This window comes from Streptomyces sp. NPDC051662 (genome assembly GCF_040681655.1).
Lineage (GTDB): Bacteria > Actinomycetota > Actinomycetes > Streptomycetales > Streptomycetaceae > Streptomyces.
This window is the reverse complement of sequence record NZ_JBFAZD010000016.1, coordinates 41,257-63,769: the sequence shown is the minus strand read 5'-3', so window position 1 is coordinate 63,769 and position 22,513 is coordinate 41,257. Positions and strand designations below refer to the sequence as shown.

General features: G+C 69.8%; 23 protein-coding genes and 1 tRNA gene. 14 read left to right on the top strand and 10 right to left on the bottom strand.

The window, feature by feature from the left end; all coding sequences use genetic code 11:
- Nucleotides 1–2 precede the first annotated feature (2 nt).
- The 5 genes from AB0M67_RS25545 to AB0M67_RS25525 form a co-directional block, all read right to left on the bottom strand.
- Nucleotides 3–1,064: a 2-oxoacid:ferredoxin oxidoreductase subunit beta gene (locus tag AB0M67_RS25545; RefSeq protein WP_365749001.1), complete on the bottom strand. Its 1,062-nt coding sequence runs from the start codon at nucleotides 1,062–1,064 to the stop codon at nucleotides 3–5.
- The gene (locus AB0M67_RS25540; protein WP_365749000.1) at nucleotides 1,057–3,027 is read right to left on the bottom strand and encodes a 2-oxoacid:acceptor oxidoreductase subunit alpha; all 1,971 of its coding nucleotides are present in this window, start codon (nucleotides 3,025–3,027) and stop codon (nucleotides 1,057–1,059) included. The genes AB0M67_RS25545 and AB0M67_RS25540 overlap by 8 nt, the downstream gene beginning before the upstream one ends.
- A 273-nt stretch (nucleotides 3,028–3,300) precedes the next feature.
- Nucleotides 3,301–3,960 (bottom strand): response regulator transcription factor, encoded by a 660-nt coding sequence (locus tag AB0M67_RS25535; RefSeq protein WP_249948533.1) that lies wholly within the window; start codon nucleotides 3,958–3,960, stop codon nucleotides 3,301–3,303.
- A 316-nt stretch (nucleotides 3,961–4,276) separates the two neighbouring features.
- Nucleotides 4,277–5,590, bottom strand: coding sequence for a sensor domain-containing protein (locus AB0M67_RS25530; protein WP_365748998.1), 1,314 nt, complete (start codon nucleotides 5,588–5,590; stop codon nucleotides 4,277–4,279).
- A 182-nt stretch (nucleotides 5,591–5,772) separates the two neighbouring features.
- Entirely contained in the window at nucleotides 5,773–6,951 is a 1,179-nt protein-coding gene (locus AB0M67_RS25525) for a sensor domain-containing protein (protein ID WP_365748996.1), read from the bottom strand.
- Between the two features lie 178 nt (nucleotides 6,952–7,129).
- Here AB0M67_RS25525 and AB0M67_RS25520 point away from each other — a divergent pair, with 178 nt between their 5' ends.
- From AB0M67_RS25520 to AB0M67_RS25460, 13 genes are all read left to right on the top strand, one after another.
- Nucleotides 7,130–7,522 carry an NADH-quinone oxidoreductase subunit A gene (locus tag AB0M67_RS25520; RefSeq protein ID WP_240045916.1) on the top strand — a complete coding sequence of 131 codons (393 nt, stop codon included), beginning with the start codon at nucleotides 7,130–7,132 and terminating at the stop codon, nucleotides 7,520–7,522.
- Nucleotides 7,513–8,226: an NADH-quinone oxidoreductase subunit B family protein gene (locus tag AB0M67_RS25515; RefSeq protein WP_365748993.1), complete on the top strand. Its 714-nt coding sequence runs from the start codon at nucleotides 7,513–7,515 to the stop codon at nucleotides 8,224–8,226. The genes AB0M67_RS25520 and AB0M67_RS25515 overlap by 10 nt, the downstream gene beginning before the upstream one ends.
- Nucleotides 8,223–9,113: an NADH-quinone oxidoreductase subunit C gene (locus AB0M67_RS25510; protein ID WP_365748991.1), complete on the top strand. Its 891-nt coding sequence runs from the start codon at nucleotides 8,223–8,225 to the stop codon at nucleotides 9,111–9,113. Before AB0M67_RS25515 ends, AB0M67_RS25510 begins: the two co-directional genes overlap by 4 nt.
- On the top strand, nucleotides 9,110–10,078 hold the full coding sequence (locus AB0M67_RS25505) for a complex I subunit 1 family protein (protein WP_365748989.1): 969 nt from the start codon (nucleotides 9,110–9,112) through the stop codon (nucleotides 10,076–10,078). Before AB0M67_RS25510 ends, AB0M67_RS25505 begins: the two co-directional genes overlap by 4 nt.
- A complete protein-coding gene (locus AB0M67_RS25500; RefSeq protein ID WP_365748987.1) occupies nucleotides 10,078–10,638 on the top strand; it encodes an NADH-quinone oxidoreductase subunit I in 561 nt (186 codons plus the stop codon). The genes AB0M67_RS25505 and AB0M67_RS25500 overlap by 1 nt, the downstream gene beginning before the upstream one ends.
- Nucleotides 10,635–11,249, top strand: coding sequence for an NADH-quinone oxidoreductase subunit J (locus AB0M67_RS25495; protein WP_365748985.1), 615 nt, complete (start codon nucleotides 10,635–10,637; stop codon nucleotides 11,247–11,249). Before AB0M67_RS25500 ends, AB0M67_RS25495 begins: the two co-directional genes overlap by 4 nt.
- Complete coding sequence (nuoK, locus tag AB0M67_RS25490) at nucleotides 11,249–11,638, top strand: NADH-quinone oxidoreductase subunit NuoK (protein ID WP_365748983.1); 390 nt, start codon at nucleotides 11,249–11,251, stop codon at nucleotides 11,636–11,638. The genes AB0M67_RS25495 and nuoK overlap by 1 nt, the downstream gene beginning before the upstream one ends.
- Entirely contained in the window at nucleotides 11,635–13,644 is a 2,010-nt protein-coding gene (locus AB0M67_RS25485) for an NADH-quinone oxidoreductase subunit L (RefSeq protein WP_365748981.1), read from the top strand. The genes nuoK and AB0M67_RS25485 overlap by 4 nt, the downstream gene beginning before the upstream one ends.
- A gap of 3 nt (nucleotides 13,645–13,647) precedes the next feature.
- Nucleotides 13,648–15,309, top strand: coding sequence for an NADH-quinone oxidoreductase subunit M (locus tag AB0M67_RS25480; protein WP_365748979.1), 1,662 nt, complete (start codon nucleotides 13,648–13,650; stop codon nucleotides 15,307–15,309).
- Nucleotides 15,306–16,898, top strand: a complete 1,593-nt coding sequence (locus tag AB0M67_RS25475) for an NADH-quinone oxidoreductase subunit N (RefSeq protein ID WP_365748977.1) — start codon at nucleotides 15,306–15,308, stop codon at nucleotides 16,896–16,898. Before AB0M67_RS25480 ends, AB0M67_RS25475 begins: the two co-directional genes overlap by 4 nt.
- A 220-nt stretch (nucleotides 16,899–17,118) precedes the next feature.
- Nucleotides 17,119–17,982: a zinc metalloprotease HtpX gene (gene htpX / locus AB0M67_RS25470; protein WP_030351401.1), complete on the top strand. Its 864-nt coding sequence runs from the start codon at nucleotides 17,119–17,121 to the stop codon at nucleotides 17,980–17,982.
- Nucleotides 17,979–18,371, top strand: a complete 393-nt coding sequence (locus AB0M67_RS25465; protein WP_249948361.1) for a YccF domain-containing protein — start codon at nucleotides 17,979–17,981, stop codon at nucleotides 18,369–18,371. The genes htpX and AB0M67_RS25465 overlap by 4 nt, the downstream gene beginning before the upstream one ends.
- Nucleotides 18,372–18,549: 178 nt before the next feature.
- The gene (locus AB0M67_RS25460; protein ID WP_030351403.1) at nucleotides 18,550–18,819 is read left to right on the top strand and encodes a GlsB/YeaQ/YmgE family stress response membrane protein; all 270 of its coding nucleotides are present in this window, start codon (nucleotides 18,550–18,552) and stop codon (nucleotides 18,817–18,819) included.
- A gap of 94 nt (nucleotides 18,820–18,913) precedes the next feature.
- On the opposite strand, the gene AB0M67_RS25455 is transcribed toward AB0M67_RS25460, so the two are convergent.
- The 3 genes from AB0M67_RS25455 to AB0M67_RS25445 form a co-directional block, all read right to left on the bottom strand.
- Complete coding sequence (locus AB0M67_RS25455) at nucleotides 18,914–19,573, bottom strand: alpha-ketoglutarate-dependent dioxygenase AlkB (protein ID WP_365748974.1); 660 nt, start codon at nucleotides 19,571–19,573, stop codon at nucleotides 18,914–18,916.
- Nucleotides 19,570–20,079 carry a methylated-DNA--[protein]-cysteine S-methyltransferase gene (locus AB0M67_RS25450; protein WP_365748972.1) on the bottom strand — a complete coding sequence of 170 codons (510 nt, stop codon included), beginning with the start codon at nucleotides 20,077–20,079 and terminating at the stop codon, nucleotides 19,570–19,572. Before AB0M67_RS25450 ends, AB0M67_RS25455 begins: the two co-directional genes overlap by 4 nt.
- Nucleotides 20,080–20,293: 214 nt before the next feature.
- Nucleotides 20,294–20,782 (bottom strand): YajQ family cyclic di-GMP-binding protein, encoded by a 489-nt coding sequence (locus tag AB0M67_RS25445; RefSeq protein ID WP_249948357.1) that lies wholly within the window; start codon nucleotides 20,780–20,782, stop codon nucleotides 20,294–20,296.
- 218 nt (nucleotides 20,783–21,000) lie between these two features.
- On the opposite strand from AB0M67_RS25445, the gene AB0M67_RS25440 reads away from it, so the two are divergent.
- A tRNA-Tyr gene (locus tag AB0M67_RS25440) sits at nucleotides 21,001–21,082 on the top strand.
- Nucleotides 21,083–21,198: 116 nt separating this feature from the next.
- Here the strand turns inward: AB0M67_RS25440 and AB0M67_RS25435 are convergent.
- Together AB0M67_RS25435 and AB0M67_RS25430 are read right to left on the bottom strand one after the other, a co-directional pair.
- Entirely contained in the window at nucleotides 21,199–21,786 is a 588-nt protein-coding gene (locus tag AB0M67_RS25435) for a GyrI-like domain-containing protein (RefSeq protein WP_365748970.1), read from the bottom strand.
- 54 nt (nucleotides 21,787–21,840) lie between these two features.
- Nucleotides 21,841–22,500, bottom strand: coding sequence for an SDR family oxidoreductase (locus AB0M67_RS25430; protein ID WP_365748968.1), 660 nt, complete (start codon nucleotides 22,498–22,500; stop codon nucleotides 21,841–21,843).
- Nucleotides 22,501–22,513 lie beyond the last annotated feature (13 nt).

Genomic DNA, 22,513 nt, shown 5'->3' with positions numbered 1-22,513 from the left:
GCCTAGCCGCCGACGACCGTCCAGGTGTCGCCACCGGCGAGCATCGTGGCCAGATCGCCCTTGCCCTGCCGCTCGACGGCCGCGTCCAGCTGGTCCGACATCAGGGTGTCGTAGACGGGCCGCTCGACGCTGCGCAGCACCCCGATGGGGGTGTGGTGCAGCGTGTCCGGGTCCGCGAGACGTGACAGCGCGAACGCGGTGGTGGGGCTGGCCGCGTGCGCGTCATGGACGAGGATCCGCGACTCGTTCTCGGGCGTGACGGCCACGACCTCCAGGTCACCGGTGGCCGGGTCGCGGACGACACCCTTCTCGCCCTCCACGCCGAAGCGGATCGGCTGCCCGTGCTCCAGCCGGATCACGGCCTCCGCGGCCTTCTCCCTGTCCTTGAGGACCTCGAAGGCGCCGTCGTTGAAGATATTGCAGTTCTGGTAGATCTCCACCAGCGCGGTGCCGGGGTGGTCGGCGGCCTGGCGCAGTACCTCGGTGAGGTGTTTGCGGTCGGAGTCGACCGTACGGGCCACGAACGACGCCTCGGCGCCGATCGCCAGCGACACCGGGTTGAAGGGCGCGTCCAGCGAACCCATCGGGGTCGACTTGGTGATCTTCCCGAGCTCGGAGGTGGGTGAGTACTGGCCCTTCGTCAGCCCGTAGATCCGGTTGTTGAACAGCAGGATCTTGAGGTTGACGTTCCGCCTCAGCGCGTGGATCAGATGGTTGCCGCCGATGGAGAGCGCGTCCCCGTCGCCGGTCACCACCCAGACCGACAGATCGCGGCGCGAGGTCGCCAGCCCGGTGGCGATGGCGGGGGCGCGGCCGTGGATGGAGTGCATCCCGTACGTGTTCATGTAGTACGGGAAGCGCGAGGAGCAGCCGATGCCGGAGACGAAGACGATGTTCTCCTTGGCGAGGCCCAGCTCGGGCATGAAGCCCTGAACCGCGGCCAGCACCGCGTAGTCACCGCAGCCGGGGCACCAGCGGACCTCCTGGTCCGACTTGAAGTCCTTCATGGACTGCTTGGCCTCGGCCTTGGGGACCAGTGTCAGCAACTCGTTCGCATCAGACATCGATGGCCTCCTTGAGGGCCGTGGCCAGCTGCTCGGCCTTGAACGGCATGCCGTTGACCTGGTTGTACGAGTGGGCGTCGACGAGATACTTCGCCCGCAGCAGCGTGGCGAGCTGGCCGAGGTTCATCTCCGGCACGACGACCTTGTCATAACGGCCAAGGATCTCCCCGAGATTGCGCGGGAAGGGGTTGATATGACGCAGATGCGCCTGGGCGATGGGCGTGCCCGCCCTGCGCAGCCGGCGGACCGCGGCGGTGATCGGCCCATAGGTGGAGCCCCAGCCCAGAACCAGCGTGCGGGCGCCGTCCGGGTCGTCGACGGTCAGATCGGGGACCTGGATTCCGTCGATCTTGGCCTGGCGGGTGCGCACCATGAAGTCGTGGTTGGCCGGGTCGTACGAGATATTGCCCGTGCCGTCCTGCTTCTCGATCCCGCCGATACGGTGCTCAAGGCCCGGCGTGCCGGGCACCGCCCACGGGCGGGCCAGGGTCTGCGGGTCACGCTTGTACGGCCAGAACACCTCGGTGCCGTCGGCCAGCTCGTGGTTGGGTCCGGTCGCGAACCGCACCCGCAGATCGGGCAGTTCGTCCGTCTCCGGGATCCGCCAGGGCTCGGAGCCATTGGCGAGATAGCCGTCGGAGAGCAGGAAGACCGGGGTCCGGTAGGTCAGCGCGATCCGCGCGGCCTCCATGGCGGCGTCGAAGCAGTCCGCCGGGGTCTGCGGCGCGACCACCGGCACCGGGGCCTCGCCATTGCGCCCGTACATCGCCTGGAGCAGATCCGCCTGCTCGGTCTTGGTCGGCAGCCCGGTGGAGGGACCGCCGCGCTGGATGGCGACGACCAGCAGCGGCAGCTCCAGCGAGACCGCCAGACCGATGGTCTCCGACTTGAGCGCCACACCCGGGCCCGAGGTGGTGGTGACGGCGAGGGACCCGCCGAACGCCGCGCCGAGCGCCGCGCCGATGGCCGCGATCTCGTCCTCGGCCTGGAAGGTCCGTACGCCGAAGTTCTTGTGCCGGGACAGCTCGTGCAGGATGTCCGAGGCCGGGGTGATCGGGTACGAGCCGAGGTAGAGCGGCAGGTCCGCCTGGTGACCGGCGGCGATCAGGCCGTACGCCAGCGCCAGGTTCCCGGAGATATTGCGGTACGTGCCGGTCGGGAAGGCGGCACCGGCCGGGGCGACCTCGTAGGAGACCGCGAAGTCCTCGGTGGTCTCCCCGAAGTTCCAGCCGGCCCGGAACGCGGCGACATTGGCCTCCGCGATCTCCGGCTTCTTGGCGAACTTGGCCCGCAGGAACCTCTCGGTGCCCTCCGTCGGCCGGTGGTACATCCAGGAGAGCAGCCCGAGCGCGAACATGTTCTTGGAGCGCTCGGCCTCCTTGCGGGAGAGACCGAACTCCTTGAGCGCCTCGATGGTCAGCGTCGTCAGCGGCACCGGGTGCACCTGGTAGCCGTCGAGCGAGCCGTCCTCAAGCGGTGAGGTCAGATAGCCGACCTTGGCCATCGGCCGCTTGGTGAACTCATCGGTGTTCACGATGATTTCCGCCCCGCGCGGCACATCGCCGATATTCGCCTTCAGCGCGGCCGGGTTCATGGCCACGAGCACATTGGGCGCGTCGCCCGGGGTGAGGATGTCGTGGTCGGCGAAGTGCAGTTGGAACGAGGAGACGCCCGGCAGCGTCCCTGCGGGAGCCCGGATCTCGGCCGGGAAGTTCGGCAGCGTCGACAGGTCGTTCCCGAACGACGCCGTCTCGGAGGTGAACCGGTCACCTGTCAGCTGCATCCCGTCACCCGAGTCACCCGCGAAACGGATGATGACCCGGTCCAGTCGACGGACTTCCTTCTCGCCTGCGCCCTCCTGTCCGGACGCGGGGGCGCGCTGGTCACCGACGGCGCGATCGCTCTCACTCGCGTCGCTGGCCCCATCGGCCTGCTCGGCTGGGCTACTGACCTGGCTGGTCACTGAACTGGACCTCCCTCGGGCGGCGGCTCGGGACCGACCGGCCGCCCGGCAGTCCCGAAGGCCACCCTACGTCGGTAAGGGTCGCCTTCCCTTGACCGATCGAATGATGGACGCCAGTTTGAGACGCTCTCTCGCGCAAATTTGTCATACTTTGCCCACCCCCGATGGGATTCGTGAAGGTCGTTCCGCTCTCATCCTTTGGTTCTAGGGCTTTCGTCCCACCCCGCACCCCGCGTATGCGACTGACGGAGCGACAGTCAGGGTGTTCCCCGGTCAGGACCGCAGATACGTCAGGACGGCCAGCACCCGGCGGTGATCCCCATCACTAGGGGAAAGCCCAAGCTTCAGAAAGATATTGCTGACATGTTTCTCGACCGCGCCGTCGCTCACGACCAGCTGCTTGGCGACCGCCGAGTTCGTCCGCCCCTCGGCCATCAGCCCGAGGACCTCACGCTCGCGGGGCGTCAGCCCCGCCAGCACGTCCTGCTTGCGGCTCCGGCCCAGCAGCTGCGCCACCACCTCGGGGTCCAGCGCGGTCCCGCCCCTGGCCACCCGTACGACGGCGTCCACGAACTCCCTGACCTCGGCCACCCGGTCCTTGAGCAGATACCCCACGCCCCGGCTGCTGCCGGCCAGCAGCTCGGTGGCGTACTGCTCCTCGACATACTGCGAGAGCACCAGCACCCCGATCCCCGGATGGTCCCGGCGCAGCCGCACGGCCGCCCGTACCCCCTCGTCGGTGTGGGTCGGCGGCATCCGTACGTCCGCGACCACCACATCCGGCAGCGCGCCCTCGTTCGCCAGATCACCCACGGTCTTGATGAGCGCTTCCCCGTCACCGACACCGGCGACGACATCGTGGCCGCGGTCGGTCAGCAGCCGGGTCAGGCCCTCCCGAAGCAGCACTGAGTCCTCGGCGATGACGACCCGCACTCTGTCTTCCACGATGATGCAGCCCCCATTGGTGAGATCTGTCCCCTGTGCCCTCCAGCATCCCAGTATTCGTATCGCCCCGCGCACACCCGGCGGGAAAAGGGCCTACCGCCTGGCGAGAGCCTTCCGGGCGGGGGCACCTGGAAGGCAGCTCGCGCTGCCGTACGAGGCCGCGCTGTACGGGGTCGCGCCGTAGGAGGTCGCGCCGTGCGAGGTCAGGTCTTGCGGGGTCACGCCGTGCGGGGTCGCGCCGTGTGAGGTCAGGTCTTGCGGGGTCGCGCCGTGCGGGGTCGCGCCGTACGGCGCTCCATGAGCGTCAGCCCCGCCAGGGCAGCTCCGCCGTCACCATCGTCGGACCGCCGGCCGGGGAGTCGATGACCAGGATCCCGTCCACCGCGTCCAGCCGCTCCGTCAGCCCGGCGAGCCCGCTGCCCGCCGTCGCGTCCGCCCCGCCCCTGCCGTCATCCGTGACCTGAAGCATCAGCCGGTCCTGCGTCTGCCACACCTCCACCGTCGCCCGGCTCGCCCTGGCGTGCTTGCTGACGTTCTGCAGCAGCTCGGAGACCGTGAAGTAGGCGATGCCCTCGATCGCGGCGGCCGGCCGGTAGGGGAGATCGACCTCCACCGTCACCGGGACCGTGCAGCGCGAGGCCACGGCGGACAGCGCCGCGTCCAGCCCCCGGTCGGTGAGGACGGCCGGGTGGATGCCGCGTGCCAGATCGCGCAGCTCCTGGAGCGCCGTCTTCACCTCGCCGTGCGCCTCGCCGACCATGCGCGCCGCGGCCTCCGGGTCCTCCGCCAGCTTCTCCTTCGCCAGCCCCAGATCCATGGCCAGGGCCACCAGCCTCGCCTGCGCGCCGTCGTGCAGATCCCGCTCGATACGGCGCAGATCGGCCGCTGCCGTGTCGACCACCACTCCCCGGTCCGACTCCAGCTCCGAGACCCGGGTGGCCAGCCGGGACGGGCCGAGCAGCCCCATCACCAGCAGCCGGTCCACGGTCGCCAGGCCGCGTATCAGCCAGGGGCAGAAGAGCACCAGCACCAGCCCCACCACCGAGGTGGCGGCTAGCTCGAACGGCGTGTCCAGGAAGAAGCCGTCCCCCGTGCCGTCGCTGTAGACCGCGATTCCCGACTGGTCGAGATGGCTGGGGAACACCCAATGCCACAGCGGATACGCGAACAGCCCCCAGGCCACGGACCAGAACGTCAGGGACACCACGAACGCGAACACCGCCCACGGGAAATGCAGGATCGCGTAGAGCAGATGGCGCCAGGACGCCCCGCTCTTCAGCACCGCGCCGACCCAGGACATCAGCCCGCTCTTCGCGCCACGGGCCGGTACCGGATCCGGCACATCGAGCCCGAGCAGCGCCCGCGCCCGCGCCCGCTCCATCATCCCGAAGCCGCGGCAGCCGGCCAGCCCCAGCGCCAGCACCGGCACCCCGAGGAAGGTGACCAGCAGCCCCGCCCCGAGCGCGATCGTCGTTATCGCGTAGGAGAACAGCACCGCGCTGATGGGCAGGCTGAGCAGCAGATAACCGAACTCGCGCCAGGTGCGACCCTCGACCGGGGCGCGCAGGGCCGGCGGAAGGAAGTGGGGCCGCGGCTGCGATCCATAATCCAAGGCCATGGGTGTGGTCCGTTCTGCGAGCGGGCTGGGGGAGAGCGGGGTGCGTGCTTCCATGTCCTCCATGCTCCCGGGGCCGGAGCGCCCGCACCATGAGGCCGGTCTCCGTCTTTCCCTGGGGTTTTCCCCACCCCCGAGGTGTGGGTCGTGCCCCGCCCGGGCGCCCCTCGGGCCCCGGGCCGTGCTCAGCCCTTACCGCGCCGCCGCCACGGCAGCTCCGCCGTGACGATCGTCGGCCCGCCGGCCGGGGATTCGAGGACGAACAGACCGTCGACCGCGTCGAGCCGCTCGGACAGCCCGGACATGCCCGTACCGCCGTCCAGCCGCGCGCCGCCGCGCCCGTCGTCCTGCACCTGGATCAGCAGCCGGTCGTCCCGCCGCCACACATCCACCGCCGCCATCCGCGCCTCGCTGTGCTTGCTGACGTTCTGCAACAGCTCGGAGACCGTGAAGTACGCGATGCCCTCGATCGCCTCGGCCGGCCGCTCGTCCAGATCCACGGTGACCTTCACCGGGACCGTGCAGCGGGAGGCGACGGACGAGAGCGCCGCGTCCAGCCCGCGGTCGGTGAGGACGGCCGGGTGGATGCCGCGTGCCAGATCGCGCAGCTCCTGGAGCGCCAGCTTCACCTCGCCGTGGGCCTCGTCCACCATGCTCGCCGCCGCCTCCGGATCCTCCAGCAGCTTCTCCTTGGCGAGGCCGAGCCCCATGGCCAGGGCTACCAGCCGGGCCTGTGCGCCGTCGTGCAGATCGCGTTCGATACGGCGCAGATCGGCGGCGGCCGTGTCGACCACCACCCCCCGGTCCGACTCCAGCTCCGCGATCCGCCGCTCCAGCTCGTCGGAGGGCGAGAGCAGCGTCCGCACCATCGCCCGGTCGGCATTGGTGAGCCCGCGCGCCACATAGGGGAGGACCGGCCAGAACACGAAGAGACCGGCGAGCGTGACGCCGAACGTCAGCACGCCCCAGGGCAGCCGGATGAACTCGTACAGCACGGTCCGCCAGGCCACCGGATCCTTCAGCCCGGCCCATATCCGGCCGAGCAGCCCGTCGGGGCGCCGTCCGGGGCCGTGCAGCGGGCTCGGCTCGTCGATCCGTACCCCGAGCAGCGCGCGCGCCCGCGCCCGCTCGGCCCGGCCGAGCAGCCGCGCCCCCGCGAGCCCGCAGACCAGCCACGGCAGCCCGATCAACGTCACCGAAAGCCCCGCACCCGTGGAGACCGTGAACACCACATAGACAAAACCGACCAGGGAAGCCGGAAGGTTCAGCAGGAGATGCGCGATCTCCTTCCAGGTGTGCCGGTCGAACGCGAAGCGCACGGGTGGCGGACGGTCGTCGTCGGGGAGGCTGCTGCTCATGGTCATAAGCACCAAGCCTGCACGGAGCGGATGGCGCGCGCCATGGGGTAGCTGGGCCAGCCGAAGTAGGGATAACCCCACTAAGCGGGACGCGGCTGCTTACCAAGTCTTTAACAGGGCCTAGACTCCCGTCCGTACAGATCGTCGAAGAAGCCGCTACGAGGTCAGGGAGCGAGGGGCGGACGTGTCGCAACCGACCGTTCTCGCGTCGGACTACTTCCAGAGCTATTCGGTGGTCGGACTGCTCGCGGTCGTCGGCGTGCTGTTCGTCGCCGTCGCCTTCGGGGCGGGCCGGCTGCTGCGGCCGGTGGTGCCGACGCCGGAGAAACTGCTCACCTATGAATGTGGTGTGGACCCGGTGGGCGAGGGCTGGGCACACACCCAGGTCCGCTACTACGTCTATGCGTTCCTCTATGTGATCTTCGCCGTCGACTCGATCTTCCTGTTCCCCTGGGCGACCGTCTTCGCCGCCCCCGGATACGGCGCCACGACGCTGGTCGAGATGTTCATCTTCCTCGGCTTCCTGGCCGTAGGACTGCTCTACGCATGGAAGAAGGGCGTCCTGGAATGGACGTGACCCCCACTCCCGCTCCCGAATTCCTGCCGACGGTGTCCGCCGACGGTCCCGCCGGGACCGAAGCCGGTACCGGGACCGGAGCCGGAATCGGGCTCGGCACCGGAGACACGAGCGGAACCGGCGAGGCGAGCGGAAGCGGAAAGCGGCTCGGTGTGCTCTCCCGGCTGGCCCCGCAGCCCATGAAGGTGGTCCTCAACTGGGGCCGCCGCTACAGCCTCTGGGTCTTCAACTTCGGACTCGCCTGCTGCGCCATCGAGTTCATCGCCGCCTCCATGGCCCGGCACGACTTCATCCGGCTCGGGGTGATCCCCTTCGCCCCGGGACCGCGCCAGGCCGATCTGATGGTCGTCTCCGGCACCGTCACGGACAAGATGGCACCCGCCGTGAAGCGGCTGTACGAGCAGATGCCCGAGCCCAAGTACGTGATCTCCTTCGGCGCCTGCTCCAACTGCGGTGGCCCCTACTGGGACTCCTACTCCGTGACGAAGGGCGTCGACCAGATCATCCCGGTCGACGTCTACGTACCGGGCTGCCCGCCCCGCCCCGAGGCGCTGCTCCAGGGCATCCTGAAACTCCAGGAGAAGATCGCGCGCGAATCGCTCGGCGAACGCTACGCCTCGGCAGGACGGCCCTCGGCCGCCGCGCTGCGCAGCGGACTGGTCACGCCGCCGCCACCGCCGACGCCGGGGGAGAGCGCCTCGTGAACGCATACGACCGGCTGCCGGACGCCGCCGCCGAGATCTTCGGCGAGGGGGCCACGGCCGAGCGGACATACGACCTGCTGACGGTCGATGTCCCCGCCGAGTCCTGGATCCCCGCTCTCGAAACCGCCCGCGACCAGCTGGGCTGCACCTACTTCGACTGGCTGAGCGCGGTCGACGAGCCGGGCACCGGCTTCCGCGTCTGCGCCCATGTCGCCGCCCTGGAGGGCGGTACGGTCCGCCGGCTGCTCGTCCGTACGACCGTCCCGCACGACGCGGCCGTCCTGCCCACGGCCATCGGCGTCTACGCGGGCGCGGGCTGGCACGAGCGCGAGACGCACGAGATGTTCGGCGTCTCCTTCTCCGGCCACCCCCATCTCGTTCCCCTTCTTCTTCCCGAGGAGTTCGAGGGGCACCCGCTGCGCAAGGACTTCGTCCTGGCGGCCCGGGTCGTCAAGGCATGGCCGGGTGCGAAGGAGCCGGGGGAGTCCGAGCACGGCGGCCCCAAGCGGCGCCAGATGCTCCCGCCCGGTGTGCCCGACCCGAACGAGTGGGGTCCCCTCAAGGGCCAGTTGCCCCCGGCCCCGGCCCGACCCGCCCGCGGGGCACGCGCCGCGGGTGCCGGTGGCGCGGGTGCCGGTGGTGCGGCGGGCGACCGCCCGGCGCGCCGCGCGCGCAGCGTCACGCAGGGCTCGGCGAGCCAGCGGCCGGAGGGTACGACCCCGGACGCGCCATGGCGTAAACCCCCTCCGGCCGAGAGCCCCGAGAGCCCCGAGAGCCCCGCACCTGAAGGTCCCGCACCCGAAGGTCCCAAGCCCGAAGGTCCCAAGCCCGAAAGCCCCCAGAGCGAGGGCCCCGAGAGCGACCGCCGCCCCGAAGGAGACGCGTGAACGACGTACTCGACGTCGCCCTCCGGCTGATCGTCGTCTTCGCCGTGTTCCTGGTCGTTCCCCTCGTCGTCGGTCAGACCGAGCACAAGGTGATGGCCCATATGCAGGGCCGTCTCGGCCCCATGCACGCGGGCGGTTTCCACGGCTGGGCCCAGCTCGTCGCGGACGGGGTGAAGTTCGCGCAGAAGGAGGATGTGGTCCCGGCCAACGCCGACCGCCGTATCTTCCAACTCGCCCCGGCCGTCGCCCTTCTCCCGTACCTCCTCGTGCTGGTCGCGATCCCCATCGGTCCGAGCGAGGGCGCGGTCGGCCAGGTCGTCGACGCGGGCATCTTCTTCGTGCTCGCCGTGATGGGCATCGGGGTGCTCGGCTCGCTCATGGCGGGCTGGGCCTCGGCCAACAAGTTCTCCCTTCTCGGCGGTCTGCGTACGGCCGCACAACTGCTCGCGTACGAGCTGCCGATGCTGCTCGCCGCCGCCTCCGTCGCCATGGCGGCCGGTACCGTCTCCCTGCCCGGCATCCTCAACGCCTTCGAGTGGTGGTGGCTGCCCTGGCAGATCGTCGGCGCCCTGGTCTTCTTCGTCGCCGGTCTCGCGGAACTCCAGCGCCCGCCCTTCGACATGCCGGTCGCCGACTCCGAGATCATCTTCGGCGCCTACACCGAATACACGGGCCTGCGCTTCGCGCTCTTCCTGCTCGCCGAGTACGCGGGCATCGTCGTCCTCTGCGGACTGACCACCGTCCTCTTCCTCGGCGGCTGGCACGGCCCGCTCGGGGACGACGGACTCGGCTGGGTCTGGACGCTCCTCAAGACGGCTGTGCTCGCGTTCGTCATCATCTGGCTGCGGGTGAGCTACCCGCGACTGCGTGAGGACCAGTTGCAGAAGCTCGCCTGGACCGTTCTCATCCCGCTCGCTCTCGCGCAGATCGCGCTCACCGGCATCGTGAAGGTGGCGATCAACTAGTGGCCCCCTCGTTTCCCGGCTCCGGTCTGGCCAAGGGCCTGGCCGTCACCCTGCGGACGATGACCAGGAAGACCGTCACCCACCAGTACCCCGAAGCACAGCCCGAACTCCCGCCCCGCACCCGTGGCGTGATCGGACTGTTCGAGGAGAACTGCACGGTCTGCATGCTCTGCGCCCGTGAGTGCCCCGACTGGTGCATCTATATCGACTCCCACAAGGAGACGGTCCCGGCCGCCGTCCCCGGAGGGCGCGAACGCAGCCGTAATGTCCTCGACCGGTTCGCCATCGACTTCGCGCTCTGCATGTACTGCGGTATCTGCATCGAGGTCTGTCCTTTCGACGCACTCTTCTGGTCACCGGAGTTCGAGTACTCGGAGACGGACATCCGTGACCTCACCCACGAGCGGGACAAGCTCCGCGAGTGGATGTGGACGGTGCCCGCGCCGCCCGCCCTCGACCCGGCGGCCGAGGAGCCGAAGGAGCTCGGCGCCGCCCGCAAGACCGTCGAGAAGCTCGCCACGGCGGCGCAGCGGGAACGGGAACAGGAGGCGGGCGAGTGAGCCCCGCAGCGCACGGCTTCCTGTCACCCAGCGGTGTCGAGATCGCTTTTCTCCTCGTCGGTCTGGTCACCTTCGGCGCGGCCCTCGTCACCGTCACGACCAAACAGCTGGTCCACGCCGCCCTCTGGCTGGTCGTCACGCTCGGCGGCCTGGCCGTCGAATATCTGCTGCTCACGGCGGAGTTCATCGCCTGGGTGCAGGTCCTGATCTATCTCGGTTCCGTGGTGGTCCTCCTTCTCTTCGGGCTGATGCTCACCAAGGCGCCCATCGGCCGCTCCCCGGACGCCGATTCGGGCAACCGCCCGGTCGCCCTCGCGGTGGCCGTCGTCGCGGCCGTATCCCTGGTCTGGGTGGTCGTCGACGCGTTCCGTACGACCTGGATCGACCTGGACGGGCCGGCCCAGGGCTCCACGGAGGTGACCGGCCACTTCCTGTTCCGCAACTGGGTGCTGCCCTTCGAGGCGCTCTCCGTGCTCCTGCTGGCCGCACTCGTCGGCGCGATCGTCCTCTCCCGTAAGCGCGCGGCCGCCACCAAGAACAGCCGTAGCGGTAGCGACGCCGCCAAGAACGGCCGTAGCGGTAACGGCCGTAGCGGTAAGGAGCAGCGCTGATGCATCTCGCCTATCCCGCCGTGCTCGCGGCCCTGCTGTTTTCCACCGGGCTGTACGGAGTGCTCGCGCGGCGCAACGCGATCCTCGTCCTGATGTCCGTCGAGCTGATGCTCAACGCCGTCAACCTCAATCTGGTCGCCTTCGACGTCTGGCTCCGCGACACCCTGCACGCCGGCCAGGCCCTCACCCTCTTCGTCATCGCCATCGCCGCCGCGGAGATCGGCATCGGCCTGGCGATCGTCCTGATGGTCTACCGCAACCGCGGTACCTCGGACATCGACAGGCTCCGCGACACCGCGGAAGGCCCCGGGGGTCCCGACACCCCGGAGGGCGCCGGACCGGAAGCGACCGACGCCACCCCGGCGCAGAAGGCTGAGGCCACCGCGTGACCACCACGACCCTCGCCGTTCTCGTCCCCCTCCTGCCCTTCCTGGGCGCCGTCGCCGGGCTGCTGCTCGGCCGTGTCTCACCCGGGTTCGTACGCCCGCTGGCCGTTCTGCCGACCCTGGCCGCGGCGGGGTTCGCCATCGCCGTGGCCGTACGCCAGGGCGGCGGCGACGGCGACGGAACGCCGCCGCTGGACGCCGCGACCCAGCTCACCCCCACCGGCTCGGTCCCCATCGACCTCGCCCTGCACATCGACGGCTTCGCGGCTCTGGTCGCCGTCCTCGTCGGCGTCGTCGCGTCGTGCGTGCAGATCTACTCGACGGGCTATCTGCGCGGCGACGCGCGCTACCCCTCGTACGCGGCTCTGGTCTCGCTCTTCACCTCCGCCATGCTGCTGGTCGTCTACTCCGGCGATCTGATGGTGCTGCTGGTCGGCTGGGAGATCATGGGCATCTGCTCGTACTTCCTCGTCGGCCACTACTGGGAGACGCCCGAGGCGCGCGCGGCCTCCCTCAAGGCCTTCCTCGTCACCAAACTCGGTGATGTCCCCTTCCTGATCGGGCTGTTCGCGCTCGCCTCCGACGCCGGGACGTTCCGTATCACCGGCGTGCTGAGGACCGTCGCCGACGGTGGCCTCGACCACCCCACCCTGATCGCGCTGCTGCTGCTCGCGGGTGTGGCCGGCAAGTCCGCGCAGTTCCCGCTGCACACCTGGCTGCCCGACGCGATGGCGGGCCCCACACCCGTCTCCGCTCTGATCCACGCGGCGACGATGGTCGCCGCCGGTATCTACTTCGTGGCCCGGCTCCTTCCTGTCTTCGCCGCCTCGGCCGCCGCCCTGGTGGTGCTCGCCGTGATGGCCGCGATCACGATGGTCGGCTCGGCGCTCGCCGCCCTCGCGCAGGACGACATCAAGCGGGTACTCGCCTACTCGACCATCGGCCAACTCGGCTATATGTCCGGCGCTCTGGCCGTGGGTGACCGTGGCGCCGCCGTCTTCCATCTCATCGCGCACGGCGCGTTCAAGGCACTCCTCTTCCTCGGCGCCGGCGTGATCATCCATGCCGCCGGCACCAACTCACTGGCCGCCATGTCCCGGATGCGCGGCCTCTCCCAGCGCATCCCGGACGCCTACTGGACGGTGACCGTCGCCCTGCTCGCGCTCGCCGCGATCCCTCCCTTCGCCGGCTTCTTCTCCAAGGAATCCGTCCTCGTCGCCGCCGAGCACACGGCTTTCGGCGAATCCGGCGGCGCCGCCCCCGGAGCGGCGGGCTGGACCGTACTGCTCGCCGGACTGCTCACCGCCCTCCTCACCGCCGCCTACGCGGCCCGCCTCTGGCTGCTGACCTTCCGCGGCCGGGGCTCCGAGGTCCCGGACTACGGCAAGCAACCCCTCTCCATGAACGCCGTGCTGTGGATCCTGGCCATCCCCACCATCGGCCTCGGCCTGGCCATCGGCTACCTCCCCGGCTGGTTCGACGGCCAGGGCCTCGCCCCGAACCTCACCACCTCCGTCCTGGGCACGGGCGTCGCGCTGGCCGGCGGTCTGATCACCTACGGCTGCTGGCGGCACACCTCCGCACTGGCCGCCCGCACCCCGATCGGGGCCGTCGTCCCCCACCCCGACACGGAGCCCGCCCTCGCGGAGAGGGAAGCCATCGAGATCCACACCCGGGTGTACGGCTCCATCGCGGGCGCCCCCGACCCCGCGGACCCCGCACGCCTCCTGCTGGGGCCGCTCCACCGCCACGCGGCGGCCGGCTTCCATCTCGACGCCGTCTACCACCGGCTGTTCGTACGCCCCGTCCTGGCGGCCGCCCAGCTGGTCCGCTTCCTCGACCGCGAGGTCGTCGACACATACGTACGCGCCGCGGGCACCGGCACCGGCTGGCTCGGCGCCGCCGTACGCCGTGCCCAGACCGGAAACGTGCAGACCTACCTCAGCGCCCTGCTGGCCGGCTCCGTCGTCCTGGCGATCGCCGCCGTACTCGTCGCCGCCGGAGCGTGAGCCGTGATCGATATCAGTGAATCCGTGATGCAGTTCCTTCTTGCGTTGATCGTCGTCGGGCCGCTCATCGGGGCCGTCGCGGCGCTCCTCCCGGCCCCGCCCGGACTTCGGGGCACAAGCCCCGACCAGGCCGTGCTGCGCCACGGCGTGACCGTGACCGGCGCGATCCTCGTCGCCGCGATCGTCCTGGCCCTCGGCTTCGACCATGACCAGCCGTCAAAGATGCAGGCCACGACGGACATCAGCTGGATCGCGGCACTCGACGTCCGGATCCACCTCGGTGTCGACGGCATTTCCCTCCCCCTTCTGGTCCTGACCGCGCTGCTGACCTTCCTCTGCGCGCTCTACAGCTACTTCCGGATGCCCAAGGGCCCCTCGCCCAAGGGATTCGTCGCCCTGCTGCTCGTGCTGGAGTCCGGCACGCTCGCGACCTTCGCCGTTCTCGACCTCGTGCTCTTCTTCCTGGCCTTCGAGATGGTGCTGATCCCGATGTACTTCCTCATCGCCCGCTGGGGCGGCTCGGAAGGCGTCACCGGCGGCAGGCAGGCCGCCGCCTGGAAGTTCATCCTCTACACGCTGCTCGGCTCCGTGGTCATGCTGCTCGGCCTGCTGCTGATCGGGCTCAACGCGGGCACATTCGACATGGTGGCACTCGCCACTGACAACGGCCGTGGGCTCAGCACATCCGTGCAGCTCATCGCCGTTCTGGCGATCGGCATCGGCCTCGCGGTCAAGACCCCGATGTGGCCGCTGCACAGCTGGCTGCCCGACGCCCACACCGCCGCCCCGACCGTCGGCTCGGTGCTCCTCGCCGGCGTGCTGCTCAAGATGGGTACGTACGGCTTCGTCCGGATCATCCTGCCCATCGCCCCCGACGGCATGCGGACCTTCGCGCCGTATCTCGCGGCCTTCGCGGTCGTGGGCATCATCTACGGCTCCCTGGCCTGTCTCGCGCTGGCCAAGCAGGGCGCGGGCGGCGATCTCAAACGGCTGATCGCCTACTCGTCCGTCGGCCACATGGGCTTCGTCCTGCTCGGCATCGCGACCATGACACCCACCGGCGTCAACGGCGCGCTCTTCGCCAACATCGCCCACGGCCTCATCACCGGCCTGCTGTTCTTCCTGGTCGGCGCGGTCAAGGAGCGGTACGGCAGCGCCGACCTCGACACCCTCGCCGGAGCCACCGGCGCCGCGCTCTACGGCCGCGCCCCCCGCCTCGGCGGTCTGCTCGCGTTCGCGGCCGTCGCCTCCCTCGGCCTGCCCGGCCTCGCCGGATTCTGGGGCGAGATGCTCGCGATGTTCGGGGCCTTCAAGCCGGCGGAGGGGCTGAGCCGCCCCGCCTTCCTCACCTTCATGGTGATCGCGGGCTTCGGCACGCTGCTCACCGCCGCGTATCTGCTGATCGTCGTACGCCGCGTCTGCATGGGCGCGTACCCCCAGGAAGCCTTCCAGGAAGCCCCACAGGAAGCCCGGGAGCAAGCCCCGCAGGAAGGACCGACGAGACCGACGGCGCCGGCGGCGCGCTTCACCGACGTGCAGAACTATGAGTTCGCCGCCTGGACCCCGCTCGTCGCCCTCACCGTCCTCGCCGGACTCTGGCCCGCTGTTCTGCTCGGCCTCACCGACCCCGTCGTGCAGAAGCTCCTCGCAGGAGGCAAGTCGTGACCGTGGCCGCCGAGAGCGCCGCCGGCGCCGCCAGCCTCGTCCAGTCGATCGACTGGCTCGCGATCGCGCCCCCCACCATCACGGCGGCGGTCGCCCTGATCGTGCTGGTCGCCGATCTCTTCGTACCGGAGCATCGCAAGCCGCTCCTCGGTGGTATCGCGATCGCCGGTCTGGTCGCCGCGCTCCTCACCCTTCTCCCGCTGCGCGCCGGCGACCGTTCGACGTTCTGCCTCACCAACGACGCCGACGTCTGCAGCTACACCGCCGACCACTTCGCGCTGGTCATCCAGTTGCTGGTGCTCGGCGGGGCGCTGCTCACCGCGCTGATCTCGCTCCAGGACAGCAGGAAACTCCCCGTAGGGGAGTACTGGTTCCTGCTGCTCGCCTCGGCGGCCGGCGCCGCCCTGCTGCCCGCCTCGCGTGATCTCGCCACCCTGGTCGTCGCCCTCGAAGTGGCGTCGCTGCCCGCGTTCGCGCTCGTCGGACTGCGACGAGGCGACCGGCTCTCCTCCGAGGCCGCGCTGAAGTTCTTCCTCTCGTCGGTGACCGCGACCGCCGTGATGCTGCTGGGCGTCAGCTTCGTGTACGCCGCGACCGGCACCCTCCATCTCACCCGGATCGCCGCGGAACTGGGGCATGTCCCCGGTCAGCTGGACACCCTCGCCAAGGCGGGCGTCGCCCTGACCCTCGTCGGCTTCGCCTTCAAGACGGCCGCCGCACCGTTCCACTTCTGGGTGCCCGACACCTATGTGGGCGCGCCCCTGCCCATCGCCGCGTACCTCTCCGTCGTCGGGAAGGCGGTCGGCTTCTCCGGCCTCATTCTGGTGACCGTCATCGCGTTCCCCTCGTACCGCGAGGTGTGGGGTCCGGTACTCGCGGTCCTCGCCGCGCTCACCATGACCCTCGGCAACGCCGCGGCGATGCGTCAGTCGGCCACCCGCGCGCGGAGCGCGGTACGGCTGCTGGCCTGGTCGTCCGTGGCCCAGGCGGGCTATCTCCTGGTGCCGATCGCCGCCGCGGCGTACGCGGGTGGCGACCGGATCGGGTCGACGGTCGCGTACGCCCTGATGTACGCCGTCGTGAACCTGGGCGCCTTCGCGGTCGTCGCGCTGGTGGCCCGTACGAAGCCGCTGAACCGCCTCTCCGACTACCAGGGCCTCTATGCGCGGCGGCCCCTCGTCGCCCTCGCGATGGGCTTCTTCCTGCTCTGTCTGGCCGGACTGCCGCCGGGCATCATCGGCCTGTTCGCCAAGGTCACGGTCTTCTCGGCGGCCGTCGACGCGGGCCTCGGCTGGCTGGCCGTCGTCATGGCCGTCAATGTGGTGATCGGGCTGTACTACTACCTCCAGTGGACGGCGGTCCTCTTCCGCGCGCCGGAGCCCGAGACCACGAGCGCGGCTCCCGAGACCACGAGCGCGGCTCCGGAGACCGGTACCGGCGTGGCTCCGGAGACCGGGGGCGACGAGGTGGCCATCGGCCGGCCCCCCGCGGCCGTCACCGTCGCCATCGCGCTCACGGCCGCCGCCGCTGTCGCCCTCTCAGGCGCGCCCCAGCTCGTACTGCGCTTTGCCGGTACCGGCCTCTTCTAGCCCGTACCCGAGCGAGCCTCTGAGCCGGTACCGACCCCGCACACCACCGGCCTGTACCACCGGCCCCGCACCACCGCCACCCGGACGGCGTACGCCCCTGTCCGGCGGCACAAGGGAACCCGCGCCGCCCGCCTGGCGTTGACCAGTACGGAAGGGTCCACTGAAGAGTGGAGCAGCACCAGCAAAGGGTTCCCCTGCCGCACCACTTGGAGGGCGTACCGTGCACCGCCGGCACAACGGGCTCAGGACCGCCGTACTCCTCGGGGGACTGTCCGCACTCATCATCGCGATCGGCAGTTTCTTCGGCAGTACGGGCCTGATCGTCGCGCTCGTCGTGGCGATCGGCACGAACGCGTACGCCTACTGGAACAGCGACAAGCTGTCCCTGCGCGCCATGCGGGCGCGCCCCGTCAGCGAATTCGAGGCGCCTCAGCTCTACCGCATCGTCCGTGAGCTCTCGACCGCCGCCCGCCAGCCCATGCCACGGCTCTACATCTCGCCCACACAGGCCCCCAACGCGTTCGCCACCGGCCGTAACCCGCGCAATGCCGCCGTCTGCTGCACGGAAGGCATCCTCCAGATCCTCGACGAGCGCGAGCTGCGCGGAGTCCTCGGCCATGAGCTGAGCCATGTCTACAACAGGGACATCCTGATCTCCTCCGTCGCCGGAGCCCTCGCCTCAGTGGTGATGTTCCTGGTGAACTTCGCCTGGCTGATCCCCTTCGGCCGGTCCGACGACGATGACGGCCCCGGCATCTTCGGCATGCTGCTGATCATGATTCTGGGCCCGCTCGCGGCCTCGGTCATCCAACTCGCGGTGAGCCGCTCGCGGGAGTACGAAGCCGATGCCTCGGGCGCCCAGATCACCGGCGACCCCCTGGCTCTGGCCAGTGCGCTGCGTAAACTGGACGCGGGGACGAAACAGCTCCCGTTGCCTCCCGAGCCGCGTATCGAGACCGCGAGCCACATGATGATCGCGAACCCCTTCCGCCCCGGGGACGGAGTCTCGAAGCTGTTCTCCACGCACCCGCCGATGGCGGAGCGCATCGCCCGACTGGAACAGATGGCAGGTCGCCGCCCATGAAAACAATCCTGAACGTCATATGGCTCGTTCTGTGCGGCTTCTGGATGTGCCTCGGCTATCTGCTGGCAGGCGCGCTGCTCTGTATCACGATCATCGGTATCCCCTTCGGGGTGGCCGCGTTCCGTATCGGCTTCTACGCCCTGTGGCCCTTCGGCTATATGGCCGTCGACCGCCGCGACGCGGGCGCGCCCTCGTGCGTCGGCAATGTGCTGTGGCTGGTTCTCGCGGGCTGGTGGCTCACCCTCGGCCATATCCTCACCGGCATCGCCCTATGCGTCACGATCATCGGAATCCCGCTGGGCCTGGCCAACTTCAAGCTGATTCCCATCTCGCTGGCGCCGCTCGGCAAGGAAATCGTCCCCACCGACCAGCCGTTCGCGGCCCGCTGACCGCTTCCGGGGCCGCTTCCCGGGCTGCTGCCCCTTCGCCGCGGTCATGCCCCCGGCACCGCCGCCGGCTTCCTGTGCGTACGCCATGAACTTCCGGCGGTCCCGCCTCCAGGTGCAACCGCCACCCGCCCGTACGGCGTCTTCCGGGGCAAGACCGTACGAAAGGCAGGTTCATGGCATGGGTGTCATCAGCTGGATCATTCTAGGACTTCTCGCCGGAGCCGCCGCCAAGATTCTGCTCCCCGGCCGGGACCCGGGCGGACTGATCGGTACGACCCTCATCGGTATCGCGGGAGCCTTCATCGGCGGCTGGATCTCGGCCCGTTGGCTCGACCATCCCATCAGCAACGAGTTCTACGACGGGGCGACCTGGATATCGGCGATCGGCGGCGCTCTTGTGCTGCTCGTTCTCTACCGGCTGATTTTCGGCCACTCCCGCGCCCGCTGAGCCCCCGCGCAAGCTGACCTCGCGCCCGCCGACCCCGGCTGCACGAGGACGACTGCACAAGGACGACTGCACAAGGACGACTGCACGAGGACGGCTACACGAGGCCGGTCTCGCGCAGGGTGATGTTCAACCGCCCGGCACCCAGCCCCGTGGCCGGGTCCGCCGTATCCGGATAGACCTTGGGCACCCCGTGGTACGCGTACCGCGAAGGGCCGCCGAAGACGAAGAGGTCCCCGGAGGACAGTTCGACGTCCGTGTACGGCTGCCCCCGGCCCTCCGTATTGCCGAAGCGGAAGACACAGCGGTCACCAATGCTCAAGGACACCACCGGCGCCCCGGACTTCTCGTCCTTGTCCTGGTGCATCCCCATCTTCGCGCCGCCCTCATAGAAGTTGATCAGCGCGGTGTCCGGGGTGTACGCCGCACCGGCCGCCGGATCGCCGTACGCCTCGACCAGCGCCTCCCGCCCCAACGCGACCAGCCAGTCCGGGAACTCCGCGACCCGCGCGCCATTCACATCACCGGCCGTACGGGTATACGCGTACGGCTGCCAGTGCCAGCCCACGCAGACCGTCTGTACGGACATCACACCGCCGCTCGGCAGCACCGTGTGCCGGATCGGCACCGGCCCCCGTGCCCAGCCCCGGCAGGCGTCCACCAGCTCCCGCTGCCGCTCCTCGGACAGCCACGAGGGAACGTGCACGGCGCCGGGCGCGACGACGGCTCGCGGCCTCGGGAACAGTTCCCCGCTCATCGCACCAGCGCGCCCTCCAGGCCGAGGAGCCGCTCCTTACGGTCCATGCCGCCCGCGTACCCGCGCAGCGCCCCGTCCGCGCCGATCACCCGATGACACGGCCGTACGACAAGCAGCGGATTCCGTCCGATCGCGGTCCCCACGGCGCGCACCCCGGCCCCGGCGGAGCCGACCTGCCCGGCGATCTGCCCGTACGTCACGGTCTCGCCGTACGGAATGGCGTCCACCGCCTGCCAGACCCGCCGCTGGAAGTCCGTACCGCTGTCCGCGTACTCGATCCGGAACCGCGTCAGCGTCCCCTCGAAGTACGCCCTGAGCTGCCCGGCGATCTCCTCGAACGCCTCCGGCGCCCGGACCCAACCGTCCTGGACGACGGCCGCGCCCTTCTGCCCCGGCACGGAGAGCGAGGCGAGCGCGACGCCGCCCTTCGCGGTGGCGGACCGCTCGCCGACGAGCAGCAGTTCGCCCAGCGGGCTGTCGATCGTCGTGTACATGGTCCCGGTCATCACTCGGTCCTCTCCTCGCAGAGCGTTCAGCTGTCCACGAGCCGCGTTCGGTGGCCGCTTTCAGCTGCTACGAGTAACGAGTCTCCGCCGCCCGATCCGCCGAAGCTGGCGGGATTCGGACATCACGCCCGACCACATCACGCCCGACCGGTGACGGCCGGGGCGGGCACGGAGCGCCCGCCCCGCGCCGCCCACCTCTCCGGTCGGTCCCGCGTCACCGGTAGTTCACGAACTGGAGCGCGAAGTCGAAGTCCTGCCCCTTCAGCAGGGAGATCACGGTCTGCAGGTCGTCACGGCTCTTCGAGCTGACCCGCAGCTCGTCGCCCTGCACCTGCGCCTTGACGCCCTTGGGGCCCTCATCGCGGATGATCTTCGCGACCTTCTTGGCGTTGTCCTGGGAGATGCCTTCCTCGATCGAAGCGAAGATCTTGTACTCCTTGCCGGACAGCTGGGGCTCGCCCGCGTCCAGCGCCTTGAGCGAGATCCCGCGCTTGATCAGCTTGGACTGGAAGACGTCGAGGATCGCGTTGACCCGCTCCTCCGAGTTCGCCTGCATGAGGATCTTCTCGCCGGACCAGCCGATCGAGGCGCCGACGTTCTTGAAGTCGTAACGCTGCGCGATCTCCTTCGAGGCCTGGTTGAGAGCGTTGTCGATCTCCTGCCGCTCGACCTTCGAGACGATGTCGAAACTGGAGTCGGCCATGTCCTGTGGCTCCTTGTATCGGTGCTGTTCGGGTGCTCATCGCATGCTCGCTGCGCGACCGGACACCGCCGGCCGCTGCCGTAAAGCCTAGTCACCCACGCCCGCCCGGAGTGCTGATCAAACCGGTGGCGGAGCACCCCCGAGCATCGGGTATCGTTTACGTCGTTGCCACGGAGCACCGCCCAAAGCGGCCCCTCCACCCGGCAACGACATCCCATGGCGGTGTGCCCGAGTGGCCAATGGGAGCGGACTGTAAATCCGTCGGCTTAGCCTACCCAGGTTCGAATCCTGGCGCCGCCACGCGATAGAGATGGCCCCTGATTCACGGAGACGTGGATCAGGGGCCATTCTCATCTCCGGCCGACCAGCCGGCCGACCAGCCGGCCGACCAGCCGAAGCGTCCGAACAACGCCGCGCTATCCGCCCGGGGCCAGATCGGCGAGGCGGAACGCCAGCTCCGTCTCCCAGTTGGCCGGGTCCGGTTCCACTCGCGGGTCGGTTCTGTACGTCTCCAGTCGACAGTCCCAGTGCTCCACCCCGTCGACCACCGTCATGTCCCACTCCAGCCCCTCGTGCTCCGCCCACTCGCGCAGCCCCCTGGCCACCTCCAACAGCCCGTCGGGATGGCCGAGGTGAGTGATCGTCGCGTAATAGCCGGCGGGCAGTGTCCCGACGCGGATCTCGCCCTCCGGCTCCGGCGCCGACACCAGAGGGACGCCGGCCTCCACCTCCGACTCGCCGTCCATGTCGATGGTGCGGTAGCGGAAGAACGGCGCCCCCGCCAGTTCGAGCCCCTGGCCGAGCACCCATCCGATGAGCTCGGGCAGCCGGTCGGCGATCGTCGGGAACTCGTCCATCCGGACAGATTTTCCGATGGCCACATACGGCTGCTCGCCCCGTCGGACGATCTTCGGCAGGCTCACGGACGCGCTCCGGTCCTTCTCCGCACCCAAGCCCTCACCTACGCCCTCGCTCACGTCCTTACTCACACTGTCGTCGCTCATGTCCTCGCTCATGTCCTCGTTCATGAGGGCAAGGACCGCCGCGGGGCCCGGAACTCATCGTCCGCCCGCCGCGACCTCCGTCGCCTCCGCCACCGGCACCGTCCCACTGATCAGCCCCAGCGTCAGACCCGCGGTCCCCGGGGTCTCCACCAACTCGGCCAGCACCGCCGCCACGTCGTCACGCGGAACGGACCCCCGTACCGTCGACTCCGTGAGCCGCACGAGCCCCGTCCCGGGGTCGTCCGTCAGCGCCCCCGGCCGCAGGATCGTCCAGTCGAGACCGGACCTGGACCGTACGTACGCGTCCGCCGCGCCCTTGGCCCGCAGATACGCGTCGAAAACCTCGTCGCCCGGGTGATCCGGGTCCGCGCCCACGGACGAGACGACGAGGTGACGGCGTACGCCCGCGCGCTCAGCGGCGTCCGCGAAGAGGATCGCCGCGCCCTTGTCCACCGTCTCCTTGCGGGCCGCTCCGCTCCCGCCGCCCGCGCCCGCGGCGAAGACCGCCGCGTCCGCGCCCTTCAGTACCTCGGCCACCTCCTCGACCGAGGCCGACTCCAGGTCCAGTACGACCGGTTCGGCACCGGCTTCGCGCAGATCCTCCGCCTGCCCCGGGGCGCGGATGATGCCCGCGGCCTCGTGTCCGCGCGCGGCGAGCAGTCGCTCCAGCCGCAGCGCGATCTGACCATGTCCTCCGGCGATCACGATTCGCATGGTTACGACCGTA

Coding starts and splice junctions, on each gene's coding strand:
- AB0M67_RS25545 (WP_365749001.1), bottom strand. CDS start 1,064: ATGTCTGATGCGAACGAGTTGCTGACACTGGTCCCCAAGGCCGAGGCC.
- AB0M67_RS25530 (WP_365748998.1), bottom strand. CDS start 5,590: ATGGCCTTGGATTATGGATCGCAGCCGCGGCCCCACTTCCTTCCGCCG.
- AB0M67_RS25525 (WP_365748996.1), bottom strand. CDS start 6,951: ATGACCATGAGCAGCAGCCTCCCCGACGACGACCGTCCGCCACCCGTG.
- AB0M67_RS25515 (WP_365748993.1), top strand. CDS start 7,513: ATGGACGTGACCCCCACTCCCGCTCCCGAATTCCTGCCGACGGTGTCC.
- nuoK (WP_365748983.1), top strand. CDS start 11,249: ATGCATCTCGCCTATCCCGCCGTGCTCGCGGCCCTGCTGTTTTCCACC.
- AB0M67_RS25465 (WP_249948361.1), top strand. CDS start 17,979: ATGAAAACAATCCTGAACGTCATATGGCTCGTTCTGTGCGGCTTCTGG.
- AB0M67_RS25460 (WP_030351403.1), top strand. CDS start 18,550: ATGGGTGTCATCAGCTGGATCATTCTAGGACTTCTCGCCGGAGCCGCC.
- AB0M67_RS25455 (WP_365748974.1), bottom strand. CDS start 19,573: ATGAGCGGGGAACTGTTCCCGAGGCCGCGAGCCGTCGTCGCGCCCGGC.
- AB0M67_RS25450 (WP_365748972.1), bottom strand. CDS start 20,079: ATGACCGGGACCATGTACACGACGATCGACAGCCCGCTGGGCGAACTG.
- AB0M67_RS25445 (WP_249948357.1), bottom strand. CDS start 20,782: ATGGCCGACTCCAGTTTCGACATCGTCTCGAAGGTCGAGCGGCAGGAG.
- AB0M67_RS25435 (WP_365748970.1), bottom strand. CDS start 21,786: ATGAGCGACGACAGTGTGAGTAAGGACGTGAGCGAGGGCGTAGGTGAG.
- AB0M67_RS25430 (WP_365748968.1), bottom strand. CDS start 22,500: ATGCGAATCGTGATCGCCGGAGGACATGGTCAGATCGCGCTGCGGCTG.